Here is a 23,068-nt window from a genome sequence, read left to right as displayed (position 1 = left end):
ATACCTTAACAAAGCCCTACAACTTAAAGGAGGACGAATATAGGTGGTGCGCGGGCACAACGTAATAACCAAGGCCGGAACAGATATAAACGAACGCAAGGTTCAAGGGCTAAACAGGAGGTCAATATTGCCAATAGGCGAATAGCAATGGCAACAAAGAGAATGATAAAGGGAAAATGAACCAATAACTGACAGTAACCACACACAATGTCTTCCATGGGCGATAATCCAACCCCTGACATTAAAAAGTGATTCATAGGTGTGCTGGTTGCGCATTCTTCAGGCAATAGCATATCCTGATGCGAATGCTCCATCGAATGGGCTGTCATGCCCTCCGTGAGTGAACAATCAGTCATGTGCATCATTGATTTTGAAACCAATGGGGCAATAAACAGCATTGCTACAGCAAGAAGGGCAAGATAAGCGGCAAATTGTTGAAATCGAGCGTGCAGGCGCAACGTTTTTCCGTCATATCTGTTCTGATTTTATTGCGCGAGAGTGTATCCTATTTGCATCTACGTTGTTATCGTTTTTTGTCAGTTATGTTACATCTGGCTTAGTTTTATACTGGATGCCGATGGCTGCATTCTTTTAAACAAAACGCGGTAATAGCCATAGACTATTACCGCAAAGTCGAACATAAAATAACAAAGGGTTACAATTTGATTAGGCTAACAAATTAGCCGGATTATCAATACATAAGCGACTTATAATGGCTTCATCAACCCCTTTTTTCGCGAGAAGGGATAAAAAAACATTGGGCACAAAGCCCCAGCCATTACCGCCATTTTTTGCCCACATCTGTTTTAGAAAAACATCATGGCTTAACACGATTTGATTACCATACCCCAATTCAATCAATTTATAGACGGCATCAACAGTTTCAGTGACAGTAGGGGCAACCCCTTCTTTAGGAAAAGAAATATCTAATCCAATCATATCGAATTCAAGCCATACGCCTCTGTCTAACATACGACGTTGATAATCGAGATCTTTTCCTGATGGATCTGAATGTGCTAACGAAATTTTAGCAGGATTAACGCCCATTTCTTTGATTAAAATATCCAGTACTTCATCACCACGACGTTGCCAGCCAGGCATGTGAATATTCATTGATACATGATCATTGGCTAGCTGGGCAATCGACGCCGCTCTGAGGCTATTTTTTTCACCTTCAGTGAAGAATGGTGAAACACCAATTTCGCCTATCATACCTGCGCAAATATCAGTACCATCAATACCTATATTTAGCTCGTCATCGATCATTTTGGCCATGACATCGATATTACTAACTAACCGTTCACCTTCAAATTTTTCGATATATAACCCAGATGAAGCAACCACATTAATACCTGTTTTGATTGCAACTTCACGCAGTTGACGTACATCACGACCAATCGCTTCGGAGCCTGTGGCATCCACGAGTGTTTTACCACCGAGCTCTTTAAAGTTATTTACCTCATAAATCACATCTTCAATCGGTTTTTTATCCATATTGTCGCAGCAGCAATACGGATCGTGTTTAAGTCCCCACTGAATGTCTGCACTGACTTTTTTATCGACTAAGACATGTGAGAAATCATAATAAGGCTCATCGACTACCGTTGATAAATCGTTAAATAAGTGTTCATGTGGGAGGGTTAACCCCATATCCTCTTTTTTAACCGGTCCTGTGACAGTCTGAATATAACCTTTCATTTTTACACTCCTGCTGTTTTCGCAGCTTTTGCTTCTCTAAATTCAGGGATAGTGGTAATAATCGCCCCTACCAGCGCAAATAATGTACCAATGATAGTCACTAGATAGACGGTATTTCCTAAAGATGGTAATAACAGGTCAATCAATACGGAGCCTAATAACTGCCCTGCTGTCGATGCGACACCTAACATTAATAAGCCTAACCCACGAACTAAAATTGCCATCAATGCAATCGACATTAAGCCTAATGGGCCACCTAAATACATCCACCACACACCCGGTAATTCAAGGGTAATATGCCCTAACGCCATACGAATAATCAGCGCAACAGTTAATACAGTGAAACCAACAATAAAGTTCCATGTGATAGAAACCATCATAGAACCTGTCGCTTCAGCAACTTTAGAGTTACCTGCTGGCTGCCACCCTGCTAATAAACCCGCTAAGAATGGCAGGATAGCTAAATAGATTGCGGATGTAGAATGCCATTGTGGTGAAACTACAAATAGTGTTGCGACAACGGCAAATACAGCGCCCATCACACGGAATGTAGTAAACGGTTTTTTCTCATCGATACCAATACCAAAACGGTCACACAATAAACCCGATAACAACAGTGCTGAAATTAAAGCGGTTTGGAAGGTTGCAATACCTAATGCACTTGCAGAGGCACCTTCAGAGAATACAACCATCGCGCCACACAGGCCTGCAAACCAGTTCCATAGAGGTATTTTACGTTGTTTAATTAAGCTCGGAATAGCTGCAAATTGTTGGCGAGTTTGCTTTTTAGCAATAATAATAAAGAACATTACAACAAGGCCACTCGCGAATGAAATTACCGCACTCGCATTACCATCTTTTAATACATCCCCTAGTTGCCCATTAACGGCTGATTGCATTGGCGATAACATACCGGCTAAAACCGTTGCTATCATCAGTAAAGGTGTAGAATAATTTTTTGTACTCATAAAATATTCCTTTTGGAATTTTGACTGTACTCTAAATCATTCAAGTGCGACGGACAGAAAAAACACAGTGACTAGTGCCATTGAGTGCAATCACCATACCTTAACGAAAAGCCTACAACTTGAAGAATGACGAGTATATGAGTCATTATTTTTTGTAATCGAATAAATCGGATAACAAAGTGCAGGAAAACTCCCCACACTTATTTTTTTATTTTTACTATTTTATTTTTTGCTATTTATACTCTAAATAATTCGAGTTGCAGGTAGGTGACAAGCGAAGATAGGCGGAGAACATAGATAAACTATGTGACTCGGCAAGCCTCGCGTCGTCCCTTATGTTTTAATGAAAACCCCTGCAACCTGAAAGATGACGAATATCTCATTACTTAGATATTTGTTTTAGAATATTCACCCACATATCTGAGTAATGTTCCCAAGCCATAAATTCTTTACTTCCCCAGTGTGGCGAGCAATCACTCATAAAACAGGCTGTTTTACCTTTTTCATATTCACCAAAAACTAATAATGGATCTTCACCAATATTCAGTACGGTTTGGCTATTTTTCTTCGCCAATACTTTGTTATAACCTAAGAACATTGGCCAGTTACCAAACCCTTTAATTGAATCATGAGTCGTATTAACTGCGGACGCAAATACGCCTTCAGGTGTTTCAACACGATCATCACCATCAAGCATTTCGACAGGTAATACATCAGCAAGTAAGGTATTTTTATAATTGGCTTTAGCTTCAATACCCATAAAGGATAAATAACCACCAATCATCAATAACCCACCGCCATTAATAACGTATTGTTTAATTAATTGCAGTGAATTTGGTAACACCTTCATATTATAGAAAGTATCGTTTTGCAGTAAGAAAGTATTTGCACCAATATCACTGATTACAATAACATCGTATTTTTCGAGTTCTTCGACTGTTTTTGGAAATGACATTTGCACAACATGTGCTGGCATATAATCAACTTCAACACCTTTATTTTTTAAACAACTTAATAAAAATGTTGCGCCTTCTTCATATTTACTCGATGTAAAGCTATCGTAACCTTTTGTGTGGATCATATGAATGTGCCATGATTCACCAATAAATAAAATTTTCATTTTTATTCCTCTTTCAGAATAGACGTTATTCAGGAGATTGAGTCACAACCTGAGAGTAGGTTGTTTGATTAATACGATACATCACATTAATATCTTCAGGCATTTCTGAAGCATTACTGGTTTCAACTGCAAGAGATGAAAATGCAGAGGCATAACGCAATGCGTAAGAGAATTGTTTTCCTTTTGCTAGCGATGCAGCCAAAGCACCATTAAATGCATCCCCTGCACCTGCTGTATTTTTAACAACCGCAGTGTAGGCTGGTGAGTAAATAAACTTATTGCCATCATAGGCAAGAGAGCCTTTACTTCCCAATGTTATAACGACTTTTTTCACCCCTTTGTGATAGATAGCTTCAGCAGCTTGTTTTGCGGAATCTAAATCAATCACATTAATTCCCGAAAGTAAGCTCGCTTCAGTTTCATTTGGTGTTAAAATATCAACCTTTTCAAGTAGTTCTATTGCGATTTCATTGTAAGGTGCTGGGTTTAAAATAATCGGAATATTGTATTCATTACCTATCGCAATAATCTCTTTTAATGCTTCAATATTAGTTTCGAGTTGTAATAGGATAATATTTGAGTTAATAATTTTATCTTTCTGAATTTTGACTTCATCAGCACTAATATCCATATTCGAGCCAGGGTAAATGGAGATAATATTTTCACCACTATTTTCTGAAACAAAAATAGATGCCGTACCTGTCTGAAATTTTTCTGTTTGGTAAATGGTTGAGCTTTTTATTTTTGATGATGAAATAAAATTTACTGCATAATCACTAAACTGGTCTGTACCTATTTTAGTAATAAAATGTACTTGAGAGTCTGAGTAACTTGCAGCAAGAGCTTGGTTACAACCTTTACCACCCGGTGAAAAAATAAATTTATTTGATAACAATGATTCACCTGCCTCAGGAAGGCGAGGTAAATAACTAATCATATCAACATTAAACGAACCTAAAACACAAACTTTGCCGTTCACTAAATCATCCTTATTTACTATTTCATTAAGGCTTTCATTGCACTCTAGAAATTGTATAATTTCTTTTTTGGCAACTTTATCTAGGGTCTCAAATTCAATGAATGCGCCACCGTGGCAACGGCTAATAATTCCTTTTTTTGCCAAAGAATTTAAATCTGCTCTGATGGTTTCTTTAGTGACATTAAGCTCTTTCGATAAAACAGAAACTTTTGCTGAGCCTGCATTTTTTAGAAAACTGATTATTTTTTTATGTCTTTCTGCTTTCATGCCATTTTACCTCATGGCATTTACTTTAATTTAGATATTGTTAGTTTAATGTGATAATAATCATATGTTCCCGAAGCAAAGCAAAAAAAAGCAAAAAAGACAAAAATAAAAACAAAAAAAAGCAAAAGCATATTACGTTAAGGTAAATTAGCCTTTTAACACAAAATAAAATAGGAAAGCATTAGCCAATTTAATTATTATTCCATTTAAAACTAAAACAATCACCATGATACTCACAGATAAAAAACAAAATTAAATCAAATTAGACATTATTTTCAATAAATTATTGAAATAAAATTAAAGTTATAACTAATAGTTAACTATAAAGAATTTCAAATAAATAAAATACTTACTTTTAAATTTTAATTAACTAAATGCAAATCTGAATCGATTCAACTTTTTGTATCTTATTTATCTTGTTTTTCCTATAAATGAAATCAGCATACTCAACAAGATCAGAACCATTCCAATCAGCATAGTGAAAGAAATTACTTCATCTAGAAAATAATGAGATAACCCAACGCTAATTATCGGAGCGACTAATACCGCATAAGAAGAGAGTTCAGCCCCCCCCTTGTTCTATCATGTAGAACCACAGTACAAAAACAATCACACCGCCAGCGATCCCTATAAATAAGATAGGAAAATAAACATCCTTAATGTAATGCAGAGGATCCTGTTGATAATCAAATATATCCAAATTGGATGAAATAAATAGTGTAATCAATAAGATAAGAAAGAATGAGACGATATTTTGATACATCACTTTAAAAAGTAGATCTAACTGAGTCGGAATTTTTTCTGCTAAAAACGTCCCTAAGGCCCACATAGAAGCACTCAGCAGTATAATCATCTCGCCCAAACCAAAGTGATCCAAGGACGTAAAAATAAATACCCCAATTAAGCAACTTAATGATACTACTATTGAATTCAAGGTAATCCGTTTATGTGCAATCATCATAATCACTGTAGTCATTGCTGGCATAGTATAAATCAGCACAGATGCTTTAGCTGAATCCGTATATCCCAAGGCAATATTATTGAGAAGAGTCACTAAAAAAACATTTAAAAACCCCAATGGAATACACATAATCAAGCCATAGAAGTGAAACTTGCGCTTGAAAGCTATTAGCGCTAACAATATTAGCACTACAACTGATGTTAACGCTGCATAAAAACGAAAAGGCCAAACACCTATTTTTTCAATAGTCATTTTTGATATAGGAAAACTGCTTCCCCAAATCAATGAAATACAAATAGCAAGACAAATTATTTTAATATTGTTCATATGAATAATATTATCGTTATATAAGGAATTAGTGATCTAATAGGATAATAAATAAGTGTTCCCATATCACTTCCCCATTATAGTTATTTTTGTTCTCTATTCTATTTTTACCAACTACAAAACAAAAAATGGTCATCTAAGCCTCAATACATCTACATTTTATCACCCTTCTTCTGGTTAGACGCGTAACACAATCAGCGTTGCCTTAATCACTTTATTTAGCGAGTTATCGTAAGAGCATTCAACGCTGAGAAACACCTATTTCCGCTGTGTGAAGAGAGGTTATCGTTTAGCTGGAAATCTTTCTTGCTTGTTGTACTCTTTATGGGTGGGAATTGAGTTATCATAGATAATGTAAATTTTTCCATTACATCAAGCTAAAGCGATTAATGTGGCAAAATCAACAAAAATAAAACAATAAAATTAACAATTCTCCATTTGCGAGATAAATTAATATAAAAATCTTTTTATAAAAAATAAAAATTAGTAGATAATAATAGGCTTAAATAAAGTCAACATAACAATTCATTTTAAATTGTAATTGTTTGTTTTTATTTAACTCTTGTTATTTCTAGACCATATAACCATACTTTTATCCATGCTACTTTATGACGGTCCAATAATGATTTATTTCTATCACTTAACAGGTAAAAGAGTAATATCATGAAAAAGAACATATTTTCATATTTAATTATTGCGCTGATTGCGAGCAGCTCTTTTGTCGCAGGTATGATGGCAAACTACACACCTGATCTTGATATCGTAAAAAAATCACAAAAGGCCGTTGAAGACTTTCTCCCCTTTCCTGAAACAGCTGAATATAAAAATGTTCACTATTACTCAGTGAGGGAAACGCTTGATCACGGTATGTTGGGCTATGTTTGCGGTGAAGTGCTAGTCTTTAAAAATGAAAAATCCTTTAGTTACAGGCGATTTTTAGTCAAAACCTATATGCATCAGGATGGTAGAAATGTCGTTTCTATTCCTTTAATTAATACTGAAGAAAATAGATTCCCAAACGAAAACTTTAATAATATTTGGGATGATTTTTGCCATGAACACCCCGCCCACTCCACGACTTATAAAGATTGATAGACAATTGGTATTTAGAATCTATTACTAAACTGGGATTAAGAATACTTTCCCACTCTGCGTCACTCATAATGTAATCAATTCAACATTATCCCTTATTTCCTTATTTTACTTCAATATTACTTCATCCCATTGTTTTTCTTATTTATTTAAAAATCGGATTGACGAAGAGAAGCAACTGCTTGTAGCTTACAACAAGTTGCTTTTGGGAGGCACAATGAATAATAAGATTGATTTAACCGAGCAAATTCGTTCTTCATCTAGAATGATGGTACGTGAATTAGGTTTTATGCGCTCAACTCTCGCAGCGACTAATTATAGTCCCTCAGCGATTCACGTCCTGCTTGAAATAGAACAAAATCCCACCATTACCCCAGCACAGCTAGCTGAACTCTTAATCTTAGAAAAATCAACCATCAGTCGTCTAATTCAAAAGCTACTCTGCAATGGTGAAATAATTGAATCGACAAACATCGAAGATGGACGACTTAAAAATTTATCCCTCACTGCCAAAGGTAAAAACTTAGTTAATGGCATCCATCGTTTTGGCCAACAGCAAGTTATATTCGCATTAGAAAAATTGGCAGTTAAGCAACAGCAAGCCGTCGCTGAAGGGATCACGCTTTACGCGAATGCGCTCAAACAACATCGCCTAAAGCAAACTAATGATACCGCTCAATTCATTGATATTTATGAAGGCTATCGTTCAGGATTAATCGGTAAAATAACCCAAATGCATGCAGAATTTTACTTTGAACATGCCAATTTTGGTGAATTTTTTGAAAAAAAAATAGCAATGGATGTCAGTGAGTTTATTAATCGAATTGGTGAACCCTGCAACCAAATATGGAGCGCCATACATAATAATCATATTGTTGGTTCTATTGCGGTAGATGGGCAAGATTTGGCATGTGGCCATGCTCATTTGCGTTGGTTCATTCTTGATCCAAAATGCAGAGGAATGGGAATAGGCCGATTATTACTCGATAAAACGCTCTCTTTTTGCCAAACACAATCTTTTAAAGCTATAGAGCTTTGGACATTTAAAGGGTTAAATACTGCCGCTAGACTTTACCAACAAGCTGGATTTAAGTTAGTTCAAGAACAGGAAGGAAGCCAATGGGGAACATCTGTGATAGAACAACATTATATTAAAAATTTGAACATAAATAAAATCAGCTAGTTACCGAAGCTCAAAGAAAACAGTAGACTAGCTGAAAAGCGAGTCATTAATTCGCAAAGTGCAATAGCATAATATAACTAAGGTCGCCGATGATACTACTGTGATACAGCGATTCAAACGGGGAATAAACCATTTTTATCGTTGCTGCGATAGAGTTACCGAGTAGTTCTATGGGATCATATGCTGGCATCGTATTCTCCTATTTTCTTTTAGAGTAAACTACCCTCTGACAGCACTCAATCAGAATATACTCATCATACATTAAGTTTTAGGGGGTTAGGCTTATAGTGACTAAGCCTACTTGTGCTAATCACATAATTTGTCCTATATTCTAGTAACTCACTCACTTATCCTCTATTTCCCCCAAAACTATTTAGAATATAATAGGTATTATTACCAACTTAATAAGTGTTAATCATTTTCATAATTAGAATAAGTAAAAGATATTAAGTTAATTGCTCATTTATGAGCTAACTCACATATTTTCACACCACTACGTGTTAATACTTAATATATATTTATACTTTACTTACTCTTGTTTATTGTATTAATTTACAAAATAGAAAACACAAAATAAAAAGACAATAATATCAATAAATTGAAGCCATAAAATAATTAACCAATGTAATGTTTTATCTGTTAAATTTAAATAAATTATAGAATCAATAAATTTTTTAAATTATTAAATGCTTTTTTTATCTCAAAAAGATTAAATTTAATCATTTTAAACTCACATTAAAAATTAATAGCACAAATAACTAATAAAAACTTCAATATTATATTTAAATCATATACACTTCTCACGTAACTATGAAAAGGAATTGTTATGTTTAGATTTATTGAATCATTTATTAGTGAGTTAACGCATGTGATGTCTATAAATAGTCGTCGTATCATTGTAGGCATTTTAGCGATCGCGACTCTTTCAACAACGATTACGATGGAATCGATAAACATCTATTTTATTGCAGCGTTTTTATTTGTCAGTATTTCTCTATATCTACCTGAAATTTATAAATTTTTGATGAACAAAGTCAACTAAATTTAGTATTTACGTAGACACAGGTAATTCTTTTTTGCATTGCATACAAATGGCAGTTTACTAGTATCTACATTTCAAAAATTAAGTAATAACACTTAATTAACATGTTATTTATATATTCTAAAACAACATGAAGATGGTAAAGATAATTAATATTACTTGATATTAATTTATCGCCGTTGCTGACTGGCGCAGAAAAAGAAAAGCGCTGTAACACCTTATTCAGTTGAGAAGTAATAACCTTTCAGGTGTTATTTATACATTAAATCAGAGTAATTCACGATAACATTGTTCAAAACTAGCTAAAAAAACCAGAACGCGTGAGTTCTCCTATACCGGTGATGATAAATTGTACACCCATACAAACTAGCAAAAATCCCATCAGCCTAGATATTGCATCAATGCCGCTTTTACCAAAAAACTTCATAATAAGACTTGAACTTTTTAGGCATGCCCACAAAATCACAGAAAAAATTAAAAATACCAACGGTGGCGCAACAATAATAACCCAATGAGGATAAGCGCTTTCATTCGTGATTACGGATGAAGCCATACTAATAATCATCGCTATAGTACCTGGTCCAGCAGTACTTGGCATAGCTAAAGGAACAAATGCAACACTCGATGTATTATCTACTGTTTTTTCCCCTTCATCATGACGACTATTTTCGGCGACAGGAAACAACATACGAAAACCAATGTAGGCAACAATAAAACCACCGGCAATCCTCAAACCTGGAATAGTCACACCAAAGGTATTCATGATCGCTTGTCCTGAATACCATGAGACCAACATAATAAAAAAGACATATACAGGCGTCATTTTTATGGTTTTTTTACGCGCCTCAATTGTCATTCCACCGGATAAACCAAGAAACAATGCAACTGTGGTTAGTGGGTTTGATAATGGTAACAATACCACCAACCCAATCCCTATTGCAGTTAATAATTCAAACATGACCACCTCTTATATTTATGATTATAACAAAAAGCCAATAATATCTTTGGCATACTTTACATTAGAATCTGAATAAATTGTTTCAGTACCATTAAGAGATTTCAATATATTATCTTTATCATCTCCTATTGATACCGCATTAATAATGCTGACCATCAGTTCTCTTACCTGATATGATTCTGATAATTCATATAAACTAATCAATGCAATTAACACGTAAAACTGGTTAATATTTTTATGTTCATATAATGAATTTACATTCATTAGCAAAGTATTACGAATTTTTATGAGAACTAACTCATTTAACGGTAATGTATTTATTTTCTGTAAAATAAAATTAACTTTACGTGTTTCTATCTGCTGTGCACTACTCAATGGTATGATATACAACATCAAAATCACTATAATGATAGAAAAAATAAGCGCTATAGCAGTATTAGCAAAAAAAACAAAATCAAAACTCATTGGATTAGTAAAATTAATTAGAAATATTAAAGAAATACACATAATATGTGAAATCAAAAATGCTAACTTACCTACCGTTTTCAAGACACCAAAAAGGATAAAGATAGGGATCATAATCAAGGCCGCTTGCATAAAACTTGATGCCTGTATTAAAAAGAAAAATTTCAATACATAGCTAAACGCGATCACTAACAGAGCAACAATAAATACAATAAAAGCAAGCTTATTAGCATTGGGAATAGTAATCCCAAAGGTAAAAGAAATACTCACTAATACAGGTAAAATATAACCATACTCCCAACCAGTATTAAGCCAGAACATAACACTAATCACTAAACTTACAACTAGTCTTAACGTATTTAAAAAAGCATCTTTCCAATCAAAAAATGCATAAGACTGAAAGGTAGAGGGACGACTAATCTCTTTCTTCAAGCTTAATAATTGATTATATTTTTCATAGCGTAAAAATGCGCGATCGACTAAACCAATAATAGATATAGTGACCAATATTGGTAATTTTAATGCCTTACTGTGTGCCTTTTTAAAAGATAAAAAATGACTTTCATATTTACTCACTTCATCATAGGCTATACTATCTGCAATGATAACAGATAGGTTTTTCATTGTATTATCATAATTTCCTTTGAATACACTTGATAACACATTTTTTCTATCCGTACTTATTTTCCTGTTCAATAGAACTGTTTGTGGCACATTAGACCTATTTGGTAAGGCATAACTAATAAATGTGTAAATAATGATGCCTATCATAACCTCCATTAGCCTTTCTTGAGACAAATTAAATATTGTCATTGGCAATGGATAGACTGATGTACCGAAGGCAATGATCGCAGAAGTATACCCTGATAGCGAAAACATATAAGGCATCATATAGCGAGAAGTTAACGCCATAAATAAGCAAACTGACAACCAAATAATAATCAAAGAGGTAAACAACCAGTGATCACTGAGACTAATGTTAGCGATTAATGTTACTACGATAACACCAATAACACTTCCTACAAGGCGTGCCGCCATTTTAGCCAAACTTAATGATGGATCAGGGTAGCCAATGATTGCGACAGTCATCATTGACCAGTAAGGCTTATCAAAACCAAAATATGAAGAAATATACCAAGCCAATAGAATAGCTAGCATATATTTAACTGCAAATATCCAGTTTAGTTTCATCACTTAGTCTTCAATAAATACAGTGCAAGTCGTACCCGGTATAAGGGTTACTCCTTGAGTATCATTTAATGATATTTTAATTGGTACTCTTTGTGCTAATCGGACCCATGGGTAGTTAGGTTGTATATTTTCAAGTAGCTGGCTTCCTGTCGTAGAGTTGTTATCGTCAATTGCTCGACCAATGCTTTGTACTTTGCCTTTTAATTCATGATTGTTGCCGTACAACTTTATATTTGCATTATCACCAACAACAACATTGGCCATTTTAGTTTCTTCTAAATAAGCAATCACATAGAAAGAATCTTTATCAACGATCGCAAATAGAGGGGAGCCTGCATTAATATAATTCCCTGTACGCAAATTCAAATTAGTAATAAAGCCATTTACTGGTGAATGAATTTGTGTTCTTGATAGGTCAAGTTTAGCTTTTTCAATCTTCACCTTTGCTAATTCAATTTTTTTGGCTAAGCTTTCTTGGCGCGACTTTGCATCATCTAGCTCTTCCTTAGATATCGCAACCTGACTTAGTTTAGTACGCCTTGCTAATTGGTTCTTGGCAAAATTGTATTGAACCACTAAATCATTAAGTTCTAATTCAGATTGACGTAGTTTGATTTCATAGTCAGTAGGATCAACGACAAGTAATAATTCACCTTGTTTGACTTCTTGGTTATCGATGATCATCAATTGCTCAACTTTCCCTGAAACCTCTGCTGTCACTTGGTTGATTTCAGCTCTTACTCTACCATCCCGAGTCCATGGGCTTAATGCATAATGGTTCCATAATAAATATATAGACGAAACAATGATGAATACAGATATCACAATTAATAAATATTTCTTTATATTCATTATATTACCAACCATGAATTAAGAATGAAATGCATGACCAAAATGCAGAGAAACAGCATAGAAATGTCGAATAAGCTTCCTGCATATTCATATTTGCTCACTAAGTTTGCGTAAACTACTCTAATTAATAACCATGAAAAGAAACCTAAAAAAAACACCAAAGCAATCCCGGGTATAAAAACCGTACCCCCTAGAATTAAATCTTCCATACGCTATCCCATTATCAAGAGATATTTAACGATATTAATCATTATAGTAGTAAATGCACATCGCAGTATATTTTTAATATAAGCAATAAATTTAAACAATTGGTTTAATCATATAAACTGTAAAATTTTACAATTTTTTATCTCTACTCTACTACATAAGAGGATCAGCCAATTTAGTTGATTATATTACCAACAAATAACAATGTACAATTTGAGAGCATCAAAAGTTAACTTGATAGAATTAAGCACCAAAATAAATTACAACTCATTATTGTACTAATAAATAAATTTACCTTAAGCATGAACATTGCAACAAGTAACCTAATGAGTTTTTTTAATTAAATCTGGACTATTGAAACAACAATCCAGCCAAATCGAATACGATGAAATATGCTACAATAGATACTTACTTCTTACATAACCAAATGAAAATACAACAAAAATGAGTAATAATGATGTATCTTATGTATACATTAAAGCTTATGCCATGGGGGCATTCAGCTCTTATTATATTAATTTTTATTACATTAAATGAGAAAAAAGAAGCTTAAATTTGTGTTTGTATAATTTTATATCAATAAATACACCAACAATTTTTTCCACAAAACACAGAATTTAACTTACAATAAAACATGCTATACACAATAAATTAGGGTACTTGTTTTTAGAAACCTAAGACATCAACTCAGACTCAACGAGATAATTTGTACATATAACTCAGCCATTAAGCATATCAGTATTGAATTATACCCTATAATTCAAGTAGCCAGTTTAATTAAAACTGGCCTGTCACGGATAAACATTAACCAAGAGCTATGATTTTAAAGAGCCATTTACTTTACTCTTCTCCCTTGCTTATCAACAATAACCTCACCATCTTCTTTGATAAATTCACTTTGTTGCTGATTAGGAAGTATATCTAGCACCACCTCAGAAGGCCGACACAACTTTACCCCTAGCGGAGTGACGACAATTGGTCGATTAATCAATATCGGGTACTGCAACATAAAATCAATGAGTTGCTCATCTGTATGGTTATCTTGTTCTAAATTTAATTGCTCATACGGCTCAACATTTTTTCGTAATAGCTCCCTTACCGTGATGTTCATATCCGCAATGAGTTGTACTAAAACATTTTTACTCGGCGGCGTTTCTAGGTAATGGATAATCGTTGGCTCAATACCACTATTGCGGATCATTGCAAGGGCATTACGCGAAGTGCCACAATTGGGGTTATGGTAGATAGTGATCTCATTCATGGGGTTACCTTTAATTTAACAGTGAAAGTCGAAGTACTAAAGTAACGAGTGTGACAATCAGCACAGGGATAGTCATGATAATCCCTGTTTTGAAATAATATCCCCATGTAATGGTCATGTTTTTTTGCGATAAAACATGCAGCCACAGCAATGTAGCCAAACTACCTATTGGTGTGATTTTTGGACCCAAATCGGCACCAATCACATTGGCATAAACCATCGCTTGTTGAATTAACCCTGTCGCTTCACTTCCTTCAATAGATAACGCGCCAATTAATACCGTTGGCATATTGTTCATTATGGATGATAAAAATGCGGTAATAAATCCCGTTCCTAGAGTGGCAACCCATAGTCCTTTGTCTGCAAGGTAACTGAGCGTTTCAGAAAGATAATCGGTTAACCCTGCATTTCTTAAACCATAAACCACCAAGTACATCCCTAAAGAGAAAATAACGATTTGCCAAGGTGCGCCACGTAACACTTTTCTGGTATTAATCGTATGGCCTCTGGCTGCAATCACCCAAAGAATTAAGGCACCAATAGCTGCAATTGCACTCACTGGAATACCTAATGGTTCTAAGACAAAGAAACCAATAAGTAGCAGTACCAATACCAGCCAACCAGCTTTAAACGTTGTCATGTCCTTAATGGCTAAAGTCGGTTCACTCAGTTTGGTAACATCATATTGTTTAGGAATATCTTTGCGGAAAAACCAATGCAGCATCACGAGTGTTGCGATAATTGCAGCAATATCTACTGGCACCATAATTGATGCATATTCCGTAAATCCAATATTAAAGAAGTCCGCAGAAACGATATTCACGAGGTTCGAAACAATCAGCGGCAAGCTCGCCGTATCTGCAATAAACCCAGCAGCCATAACAAATGCTAATGTGGTGCCTTTGTTGAAACCAAGTGCCAATAACATCGCAATCACAATGGGCGTTAATATCAATGCTGCACCATCGTTAGCAAATAAGGCCGCCACCGTTGCACCAAGTAGCACGATATAACTGAATAACAGCTTTCCTTTACCACCGCCCCACTTGCCAACATGTAATGCAGCCCATTCAAAGAAACCACTTTCATCTAAAAGTAAGCTAATGATAATTACTGCAACAAATGTCGCAGTGGCATTCCAAACAATGTTCCAAACAATCGGAATATCTTGAAAACTGATCACACCAAAGATCAGTGCCAATACAGCCCCTGCTGTAGCACTCCAGCCAATACCCAGTCCTTTGGGCTGCCAAATAACAAAGGTGATCGTTAAAATAAAAATTAATGCGGCAATAAACATAACTACCTCGTTTAAAAGGTGCTTTTACACCCTTTCTTGTTTTAAAATCAATAATGCAAATGAATCGGCTCTTGAGATTTCAAGGATACCCCCACTTTTTTGTTATAAAAAAATGTATAGGCTCTTGCATTAACTTATTTTTTAACCTGTCGGGCTCTCTTGTGAGGTCTACTAATGCAGGAGTGACTTACGCTCCACAAACACCTGTGCTACAGCATAATACAGGATCAAATACTTTTAGTTTTTTCATAACCCAACCTTACATATGTTTTTCCATATATGTTAATTTAAAAAATTTTATGCGGAACAACTACTCGCAGACTCTTTTGTCTCTAAGCTTTTGAGTAAATCTGCCACTCTATTTTTCTCTGTGGCATAGGTGACATCAATGATACTTTTCACCCACGGTAGTAATGCTGGAGATAATCGATAATGAACCCATTTACCATGTTTTGAGTCGAGCAAAAGACCAGACTCTCTTAACATTGCTAAGTGTCGAGATGTCTTTGGTTGCGATAAATTTAAGGCCGTATAGATATCACAAACACACAGCTCACCAGATGCTTTCAAAAGCAATACGATATCGAGTCTGGTTTGATCCCCTAAAATTTTAAACAGTTGTAATGGTTCCATACATGCTCCTTACTATCTATAGCCTAAGAGTACACTCAATAAACATATACGTCAAAACACATGCATTGACATATAAAAAATCTTAATTAAGATTAGCGCAATATAAGCATCATAGTTTCAGTTATCATCGAGTGACAATTCGAACAAATTCAAATACACATAATTTTAGAATCAGCAATTATGTTGGTACATCAAAATATAAATATCAACCGAGTGACAAAACACTAAAATTAGTTAATTCTCTGAATTTTAATATAAAAAGACATTCACTTTCTGCAATATCAGAGCACTGATAAAATTAAATGATGAAATAACTCCCTCAAAACCCTACTCAATAATGATAATCTGAATTAGATTGAACCAGAAGATATAATCAGATGGATCATTTTACTCACAACTAAGATTAAAAATACCGCAAATATTTGACGGATCACTTTAACCGGAAGTTTATAGGAAAATTTCACACCAAGTGGAGCAAATAAAACACTGGTTATACCAATACCAACAAACGCTGGGAGATAAATAAAACCTAGATAGTAATCTGTGATTTCCGTTTTATTCCAACCATAAATAATCCCTGATATAGCCCCAATTGTTGCTAAAACAACACCCAGCATTGAAGATGTCGCTATACATTTTCGAGTATTAAATCCCCATGTACTCAGAAGAGGCACTGTAATAGCTCCGCCTGCAATACCGATAAAACTGGAAATAAACCCGATAAATACTCCACCACCGGATAGCCAAGGTTTTGTTATAACAGGATCATCTACATTTTCGATTCGGTCAGCTTCATTTTTTTTCGAAAATAATAAAGTATAAATGGTATATCCCATAAAAAGACAAAAAATAACCTGTAAGATAATATCCGAAGTTTTATGAACGAAATAAGAGCCTAAAAATACCCCAATAATGGTACCAACAGATAGATATGGGAATTCATTCCAAAGAATGGCTTTATGCTTGCTGTGAGAATAGGCAGAAGATGCAGTAGAAAAAATGATAACAGAGAATGAGGTAGCTAAGGCTATTTTCATTGTCAATTCATAAGGCATGCCTTGCTGTGTCACTGTGTATATAATAATAGGTACTATGATTGTTCCGCCGCCTATACCAAGCAAACCAGCTAAAACCCCAGTAACACACCCTATTAATAAGAAAATGAGCAACATCTCCATAACTATTCCTTATGCTATATTGAAATAAAAATATAGATACAATTAATACATGTTATATAGAAACACAAGTTGATAATATTACTTTCATTATGGCGTCATTGAAATAAAAATAAATTTTCTCATGCACTTCATATTTACCCCAAAATATTCAAAAAACCAGAAATTAAATTAATTCAATGAGTTAAATAACATATCAATCGTTAAATCAACTTATAAACTCATTTTCTCACTAAATGCCACGTTAAAAATATTTTGATTAGACCTTTGGCTCTTATGGCGAACTTATATTTCCAGCCAGAACGATTGACGTCCTTCAGAAAATATGTCTGATGATACTAAGAAAGATCATCAAACATATCTCCCATCAATCACGCCAAGGAGCGGCTGTATTACTTTGATTAGGTTTACAAAACCACCAAAGAGGATTAATTAAGATATGATATTAATGAGGCTTGTTAACTTTTAGTCGCTCAAGCTTCCATTTATCCATTAGCCATTCGATGATTTTGATTCGGTAACGCTTTCCGGCTTTTGTTACTTTTGAAAGAATATTGATAATGCCTTTGAGATTGGATTTTTGAAGGTAGATGTCTTCTTTTTGTTTATTAATTTATCAATTAATATTTTCATTATTAATATTAAGCAGGAATATGTAATGATAGCAGTTCCATGAAAATTAAAGTTTTCCAGATGGCTTAGAGCTTTTGTTTCTATAATAGATTAAATCTTCATCATTTACGAGCTCGATTCGCAATATTATGACTCCCTTTTTAAGCAACCCATCCCCATAGCAACCACATGAAATTACAAAAAATAATGACATTATGCACCCTACTAATAAAAAAATTTCCATATATCTTGCGTCATTAACTCAATCATATTAACTCAAATTTATCACTCACTGTTAGCTCCACTGTTCTAATATTTGCGTTAGATGTTAATTTATAGTATTTTTCATTTTCACACTTAATCATGATAACTTCATATGAATCCATTTAAAAAACTTGTGACAGGTCAATATCCTCTTTTAAATGTTGCTATCTTTTGGTTTATTACTCAATTCTTAATTAGCACTCTATTTAAAACAATTCCAATTAGGTTTATCACTCATCCCGGCGAATCTCTTTTATATTCAATACTAGCCTCATACCTTTTAAAAGTTATTTTAGGTGCTTGTGTTTTATCTGGATTTATTTATCACTTAACACAAAAATTATCGATAAAATATATAATTTCCAGTGCTTTTATTATTTTACATATTGGATTTAACGGTTATCTATTTTTTATTTTTTTATCCGCAACACTTTAAAGCCTCTGGTATTGTTGGGAGTGGTCAGTCTTTGATGTACATCCAATAGCTAGCTTCAGGTATTGATAGTAGCACCATGGCATTATCAAAGTAGTAATGGTAAGGCGATACGCTCATTTAGCGCCCAATCATTTAAGTGAGCACGCAAGGCAAATTGATGTAATATTTGATGATAACGACACAAGGAGGAAATCAAGCAGGATTAAAACTGGCGCAACATATTGATTTCAAATGGTACGCCCTACAGGGTTCGAACCTGTGACCTACGGCTTAGAAGGCCGTTGCTCTATCCAGCTGAGCTAAGGGCGCATTAGGGAAATGCTTCAACCTATCTGGCTGATGGCGTTGAATTATACGGTTGCTACGCGCTGAGTCAATGGCTTTTCTCTACTAAAATTACTATCTGCTCATTTTATGTTACAGATGGGACTGACATTAGTGCTAACTTCTGACAAAATAGCTATATCCCCAAAGCCTCATATATGGATTAAGTTACAGATGTTAGCAAAAATTATTGATGGGAAAACGATTGCGCAGACAATTCGGCAAGAAGTTGCCCAAAAAGTACAACAACGTCTAGATCAAGGTAAACGTGCTCCCGGTCTGGCTGTTATTTTAGTCGGTGCAAACCCCGCTTCTCAAATTTATGTAGGCAGCAAACGCCGTGCCTGTGAAGAAGTTGGTTTCCTATCTCGCTCTTATGATTTGCCTGATACAACAACCGAAGCAGAGCTTCTTAAACTGATCGACGATTTAAACCAAGACACTGAAATTGATGGTATCTTAGTCCAATTACCGCTTCCTGCTGGCATCGATAATGTCAAAGTCATCGAGCGTATTCACCCAGACAAAGATGTGGATGGCTTCCATCCATACAATGTTGGCCGCTTATGTCAACGTGCTCCACGCCTGCGCCCTTGTACACCACGAGGAATTGTCACACTCTTAGATCGCTATGGTATCAATACTTATGGGCTGAATGCCGTTATTATTGGTGCATCAAACATTGTTGGTCGACCAATGAGCCTTGAGTTACTTCTTGCAGGTTGCACCACAACCGTCACTCATCGTTTCACTAAAGATCTCGAACAACATGTCCGTAATGCAGATTTGTTAGTGGTCGCTGTAGGTAAACCTAATTTTATTCCTGGTGACTGGGTCAAACCAGGTGCCATCGTCATTGATGTCGGTATTAACCGCCTTGAAAATGGTAAAGTCACTGGTGATGTTGACTTCAATGAAGCCTCAAAACATGCTTCTTGGATCACCCCTGTTCCGGGTGGTGTTGGTCCAATGACGGTCGCCACACTTATCCAAAATACGCTACAAGCGTGCGAAGAATATCACGATATTTAAGTTAATCAGGAGCAGTAATGGAAATTTTCAAACTTGAAGGCCACCCACATATTGAACTGTGTGACTTGCTCAAAATTGAAGGTTGGGCAGAAAGTGGAGCGATGGCTAAGGCAATGATCGCAGATGGTTTAGTTCAAGTTGATGGCATCATTGAGACTCGTAAGCGTTGCAAGATCCCCGCTGGAAAAATCGTTTCTATGGGTAACCAAAAAATTAAAGTTCAAGAATAAATACAAAAGTAGCTGATATTAATATCAGCTACTTTTCTTTTACTCACTCATCGCTCTGCATGTAAATCCCCTCCTTTTTGTGCTTTAAATCTAAACCAACATCATTAATACCTTCCATCCATTCCATGTATCTCTGACGTACTTTTACCTATAGCTGAAATGGCCCCCCTTCAGCAAACTTCAGCCAAATGACATTTTAAGCGTAAAAATTAGATTTCGATCACATTTACTCATTAATTCATTAGTCATTCAAAGATAAACTAGAGTAGATTAATTAAACAAATAGAAACGATTCAGCTACAATGATAACGATAACAAGTCAACCTTAAGTCAAACTCACAACAATCATCCACTTTTTAGCTGAATCGATTCTTACATTATAGCAATGAGGAGATACTATGTTTAACCTGTCAGTACAAGATATACATCTTGCGGCGACGGCGAATAGTAAAGAGGAAGCTATTCAGCAAGTCGCCACAGCACTGGCTGAAGCTGGTTATGTTAAAGAAGGTTATGTACTTGGAATGCTCGCAAGAGAACACCAAGCACCGACTTTCCTTGGCAATGGTATTGCAATCCCTCACGGCACAACAGATACCCGTGATCAAGTGATTAAAACTGGGGTTGCCGTATTCCAATTTCCTAAAGGTATTGATTGGGGTGATGAGCAAGTAGCCTATATTGTTATTGGTATTGCGGCACACTCTAACGAACATCTTGCACTACTACGCCAACTCACACATGTCATCAGTGATGAAACCATTGCAGATGCGATGGCAAAGGCCGATTCAGCTGAACTGTTACGTAGCCTTTTAATGGGTGAGAAAACTATTCAGCCCCTCCTATTTAATGGCAACATGGTGACATTAAACGCAGAAGCCCATAGTTTGAATTCATTACAAGTCTTGAATTTAGCTCATTTACAAGATAATCAGGCCATCGATGCCGAATTTATCTCTCATGTTTTGACTCAAACGCCACATTACCTTGGGCAAGGTGTTTGGTTAAGTGATAGCCCTGTAGGAAATCTGTGCAGTGCTGTCACTTTAGCGACAACTCAATCAGCGCTGAGCTACCAAGAACACCCTGTTAAAATGCTAATCACTCTCTCATATGCAGATGACCAAGTCGCACTGTTTCTTTCTAATCTGAATCAAATACTTCAGCATCAACAAATTGAAACCCTGCTGCAAGTGACTGACGCTGATGCACTTGCTTCTTTATTAGCAGGCCGTAATCAGCCTGAAACTGAGACAGCTGAAGGTATTACTGAAGAATTTGTCGTTCGTAATCCACACGGGCTGCATACACGCCCAAGTACGATATTAGTCAGCACAATTAAAAAATTCGCAAGCAATGTTACCGTGGCTAACCTTGATGGTTCAGCAACACCTGTAAATGGACGCAGTTTAATGAAAATGGTGAGTTTAGGCGCTAAAAAAGGCCATCGCCTGCGCATCAATGCACAAGGGAGTGATGCCGCTGAAGCGATGTCAGCTATTGCTCAAGCTATTAATGATGGGCTTGGTGAGGAGGTAGCATGAGCCGTAGAGTCGCCACAATTACCTTAAATCCAGCCTACGACTTAGTTGGCCTATTGCCTGAAATTGATAAAGGTGAGGTGAACTTAGTAAAAACTGCTGGCCTACACGCCGCAGGTAAAGGTATCAATGTCGCTAAAGTCCTTAAAAACCTTGGTATTGATGTCACTGTCGGCGGTTTTCTAGGAAAAGAAAACCAAGATGGTTTTCAAAAAGTTTTTAGCGAAACGGGTATTGCCAACCGCTTCCAAGTGGTTGACGGGCGAACTCGTATCAACGTCAAGCTCACTGAAAAAACAGGAGAAGTGACTGACTTTAACTTTTCTGGCTTTGAAGTCACCAAAGCTGATTGGCAACGCTTTGTTGCTGATTCACTAAGTTGGGCTGGGCAATTCGATATGATTTGTGTTAGTGGCAGCTTACCTAAAGGAGTGGCATTAGAAGAGTTCACTAAATGGATGATGCGATTACGTAATGAATGCATGTGCGTGATTTTTGATAGCAGCCGTGAAGCTTTTGTCGCAGGTTTAAAAGCCGCTCCTTGGTTAGTCAAACCTAATCATCGTGAACTAGAAATTTGGGCGGGTAGATCATTACCAACCCGTAAAGATATTGTTGACGCTGCCAATCAGCTTCGTGCACAAGGTATCGCACATGTGGTCATTTCTTTAGGGGCCGAAGGGGCTATGTGGGTGAATTCATCCGGTGCTTGGTTTGCTAAACCACCACAATGTGAGGTAATCAGTACGGTTGGCGCAGGAGACTCTATGGTCGGAGGTTTGATCTATGGCCTGATGATGAGTCAAACCAGTGAGCATACTCTACGACTTGCAACCGCTGTATCTGCGCTTGCCGTATCACAACCGAATGTAGGTATCACTGATCGTGAACAGCTTGCACGTATGATGGCGCGTGTTGATCTACAACCTTTCAAGCCTGAGTAAGGAAGG

24 protein-coding genes, 1 tRNA gene and 1 pseudogene are annotated in these 23,068 nt (G+C 35.8%); 10 read left to right on the top strand and 16 right to left on the bottom strand.

All coding sequences use genetic code 11. The annotated features are described in order from the left end of the window. Positions 1 to 23 precede the first annotated feature (23 nt). Positions 24 to 365 carry a DUF2946 domain-containing protein gene (locus JI723_RS05935; RefSeq protein WP_337979843.1) on the bottom strand — a complete coding sequence of 114 codons (342 nt, stop codon included), beginning with the start codon at positions 363 to 365 and terminating at the stop codon, positions 24 to 26. 32 nt (positions 366 to 397) lie between these two features. Here JI723_RS05935 and JI723_RS05930 point away from each other — a divergent pair, with 32 nt between their 5' ends. Continuing rightward, entirely contained in the window at positions 398 to 595 is a 198-nt protein-coding gene (locus tag JI723_RS05930) for a hypothetical protein (protein ID WP_070925117.1), read from the top strand. Between the two features lie 71 nt (positions 596 to 666). On the opposite strand, the gene JI723_RS05925 is transcribed toward JI723_RS05930, so the two are convergent. From JI723_RS05925 to JI723_RS05900, 5 genes are all read right to left on the bottom strand, one after another. Continuing rightward, positions 667 to 1,698 (bottom strand): phosphotriesterase family protein, encoded by a 1,032-nt coding sequence (locus tag JI723_RS05925; protein ID WP_070925118.1) that lies wholly within the window; start codon positions 1,696 to 1,698, stop codon positions 667 to 669. Positions 1,699 to 1,700: 2 nt separating this feature from the next. Continuing rightward, on the bottom strand, positions 1,701 to 2,666 hold the full coding sequence (locus tag JI723_RS05920; RefSeq protein WP_070925119.1) for a DMT family transporter: 966 nt from the start codon (positions 2,664 to 2,666) through the stop codon (positions 1,701 to 1,703). Between the two features lie 382 nt (positions 2,667 to 3,048). After that, on the bottom strand, positions 3,049 to 3,786 hold the full coding sequence (locus tag JI723_RS05915; protein ID WP_070925120.1) for a glutamine amidotransferase: 738 nt from the start codon (positions 3,784 to 3,786) through the stop codon (positions 3,049 to 3,051). A 25-nt stretch (positions 3,787 to 3,811) separates the two neighbouring features. Then, positions 3,812 to 5,032, bottom strand: coding sequence for a PfkB family carbohydrate kinase (locus JI723_RS05910; RefSeq protein ID WP_140181677.1), 1,221 nt, complete (start codon positions 5,030 to 5,032; stop codon positions 3,812 to 3,814). Positions 5,033 to 5,594: 562 nt separating this feature from the next. Continuing rightward, on the bottom strand, positions 5,595 to 6,320 hold the full coding sequence (locus tag JI723_RS05900) for a DMT family transporter (protein ID WP_272580180.1): 726 nt from the start codon (positions 6,318 to 6,320) through the stop codon (positions 5,595 to 5,597). Positions 6,321 to 6,983: 663 nt separating this feature from the next. Here JI723_RS05900 and JI723_RS05895 point away from each other — a divergent pair. Both JI723_RS05895 and JI723_RS05890 read left to right on the top strand, forming a co-directional pair. Next, positions 6,984 to 7,412: a hypothetical protein gene (locus JI723_RS05895; RefSeq protein WP_070925123.1), complete on the top strand. Its 429-nt coding sequence runs from the start codon at positions 6,984 to 6,986 to the stop codon at positions 7,410 to 7,412. 217 nt (positions 7,413 to 7,629) lie between these two features. Next, positions 7,630 to 8,595 carry a bifunctional helix-turn-helix transcriptional regulator/GNAT family N-acetyltransferase gene (locus JI723_RS05890; RefSeq protein ID WP_337979842.1) on the top strand — a complete coding sequence of 322 codons (966 nt, stop codon included), beginning with the start codon at positions 7,630 to 7,632 and terminating at the stop codon, positions 8,593 to 8,595. 46 nt (positions 8,596 to 8,641) lie between these two features. On the opposite strand, the gene JI723_RS05885 is transcribed toward JI723_RS05890, so the two are convergent. Then, positions 8,642 to 8,785, bottom strand: a complete 144-nt coding sequence (locus JI723_RS05885; protein WP_175442438.1) for a hypothetical protein — start codon at positions 8,783 to 8,785, stop codon at positions 8,642 to 8,644. A gap of 636 nt (positions 8,786 to 9,421) precedes the next feature. Between JI723_RS05885 and JI723_RS05880 the strand changes: the two genes are divergently transcribed. Next, complete coding sequence (locus JI723_RS05880; RefSeq protein WP_272580181.1) at positions 9,422 to 9,637, top strand: hypothetical protein; 216 nt, start codon at positions 9,422 to 9,424, stop codon at positions 9,635 to 9,637. A 298-nt stretch (positions 9,638 to 9,935) separates the two neighbouring features. On the opposite strand, the gene JI723_RS05875 is transcribed toward JI723_RS05880, so the two are convergent. The 8 genes from JI723_RS05875 to JI723_RS05845 all read right to left on the bottom strand — a co-directional run bounded on the left by JI723_RS05875 (position 9,936) and on the right by JI723_RS05845 (position 17,682). After that, positions 9,936 to 10,595, bottom strand: coding sequence for a MarC family NAAT transporter (locus tag JI723_RS05875; RefSeq protein ID WP_140181680.1), 660 nt, complete (start codon positions 10,593 to 10,595; stop codon positions 9,936 to 9,938). 21 nt (positions 10,596 to 10,616) lie between these two features. Beyond that, positions 10,617 to 12,251 (bottom strand): FUSC family protein, encoded by a 1,635-nt coding sequence (locus JI723_RS05870; RefSeq protein WP_272580182.1) that lies wholly within the window; start codon positions 12,249 to 12,251, stop codon positions 10,617 to 10,619. 3 nt (positions 12,252 to 12,254) lie between these two features. Next, a complete protein-coding gene (locus tag JI723_RS05865; RefSeq protein ID WP_070925125.1) occupies positions 12,255 to 13,103 on the bottom strand; it encodes an efflux RND transporter periplasmic adaptor subunit in 849 nt (282 codons plus the stop codon). 1,042 nt (positions 13,104 to 14,145) lie between these two features. Then, entirely contained in the window at positions 14,146 to 14,571 is a 426-nt protein-coding gene (gene arsC / locus JI723_RS05860; protein WP_272580183.1) for a glutaredoxin-dependent arsenate reductase, read from the bottom strand. A gap of 10 nt (positions 14,572 to 14,581) precedes the next feature. Next, on the bottom strand, positions 14,582 to 15,871 hold the full coding sequence (locus JI723_RS05855; RefSeq protein WP_272580184.1) for an arsenic transporter: 1,290 nt from the start codon (positions 15,869 to 15,871) through the stop codon (positions 14,582 to 14,584). Positions 15,872 to 16,058: 187 nt separating this feature from the next. Beyond that, positions 16,059 to 16,121, bottom strand: a complete 63-nt coding sequence (locus tag JI723_RS19895; RefSeq protein ID WP_369097338.1) for an arsenic metallochaperone ArsD family protein — start codon at positions 16,119 to 16,121, stop codon at positions 16,059 to 16,061. A gap of 47 nt (positions 16,122 to 16,168) precedes the next feature. Beyond that, on the bottom strand, positions 16,169 to 16,504 hold the full coding sequence (locus JI723_RS05850; RefSeq protein ID WP_036968128.1) for a metalloregulator ArsR/SmtB family transcription factor: 336 nt from the start codon (positions 16,502 to 16,504) through the stop codon (positions 16,169 to 16,171). 350 nt (positions 16,505 to 16,854) lie between these two features. Further along, positions 16,855 to 17,682, bottom strand: coding sequence for a sulfite exporter TauE/SafE family protein (locus tag JI723_RS05845; RefSeq protein WP_319066286.1), 828 nt, complete (start codon positions 17,680 to 17,682; stop codon positions 16,855 to 16,857). Positions 17,683 to 18,667: 985 nt separating this feature from the next. Between JI723_RS05845 and JI723_RS05840 the strand changes: the two genes are divergently transcribed. Both JI723_RS05840 and JI723_RS05835 read left to right on the top strand, forming a co-directional pair. After that, the gene (locus JI723_RS05840) at positions 18,668 to 18,991 is read left to right on the top strand and encodes a hypothetical protein (protein ID WP_272580186.1); all 324 of its coding nucleotides are present in this window, start codon (positions 18,668 to 18,670) and stop codon (positions 18,989 to 18,991) included. A 90-nt stretch (positions 18,992 to 19,081) separates the two neighbouring features. After that, positions 19,082 to 19,253, top strand: a pseudogene (locus tag JI723_RS05835) (hypothetical protein); the annotation flags it as partial. Here the strand turns inward: JI723_RS05835 and JI723_RS05830 are convergent. Then, a tRNA-Arg gene (locus JI723_RS05830) sits at positions 19,224 to 19,300 on the bottom strand. The pseudogene JI723_RS05835 and the gene JI723_RS05830 overlap by 30 nt on opposite strands. 189 nt (positions 19,301 to 19,489) lie before the next feature. On the opposite strand from JI723_RS05830, the gene folD reads away from it, so the two are divergent. The 4 genes from folD (at position 19,490) to fruK (ending at position 23,062) form a co-directional block, all read left to right on the top strand. Further along, entirely contained in the window at positions 19,490 to 20,347 is an 858-nt protein-coding gene (folD, locus tag JI723_RS05825) for a bifunctional methylenetetrahydrofolate dehydrogenase/methenyltetrahydrofolate cyclohydrolase FolD (protein WP_319066287.1), read from the top strand. Between the two features lie 17 nt (positions 20,348 to 20,364). Continuing rightward, a complete protein-coding gene (gene ybcJ / locus JI723_RS05820) occupies positions 20,365 to 20,577 on the top strand; it encodes a ribosome-associated protein YbcJ (protein WP_070925132.1) in 213 nt (70 codons plus the stop codon). A 398-nt stretch (positions 20,578 to 20,975) separates the two neighbouring features. Further along, a complete protein-coding gene (gene fruB, locus JI723_RS05815) occupies positions 20,976 to 22,121 on the top strand; it encodes a fused PTS fructose transporter subunit IIA/HPr protein (RefSeq protein ID WP_272580188.1) in 1,146 nt (381 codons plus the stop codon). Then, positions 22,118 to 23,062 (top strand): 1-phosphofructokinase, encoded by a 945-nt coding sequence (gene fruK / locus JI723_RS05810; protein ID WP_140181695.1) that lies wholly within the window; start codon positions 22,118 to 22,120, stop codon positions 23,060 to 23,062. The genes fruB and fruK overlap by 4 nt, the downstream gene beginning before the upstream one ends. Positions 23,063 to 23,068: the final 6 nt, after the last annotated feature.

It is taken from the genome of Providencia manganoxydans (assembly GCF_016618195.1).
Lineage (GTDB): Bacteria > Pseudomonadota > Gammaproteobacteria > Enterobacterales > Enterobacteriaceae > Providencia > Providencia manganoxydans.
Note: the sequence above shows the minus strand (reverse complement) of the source record. Positions and strands in the feature narration are given on the sequence as shown.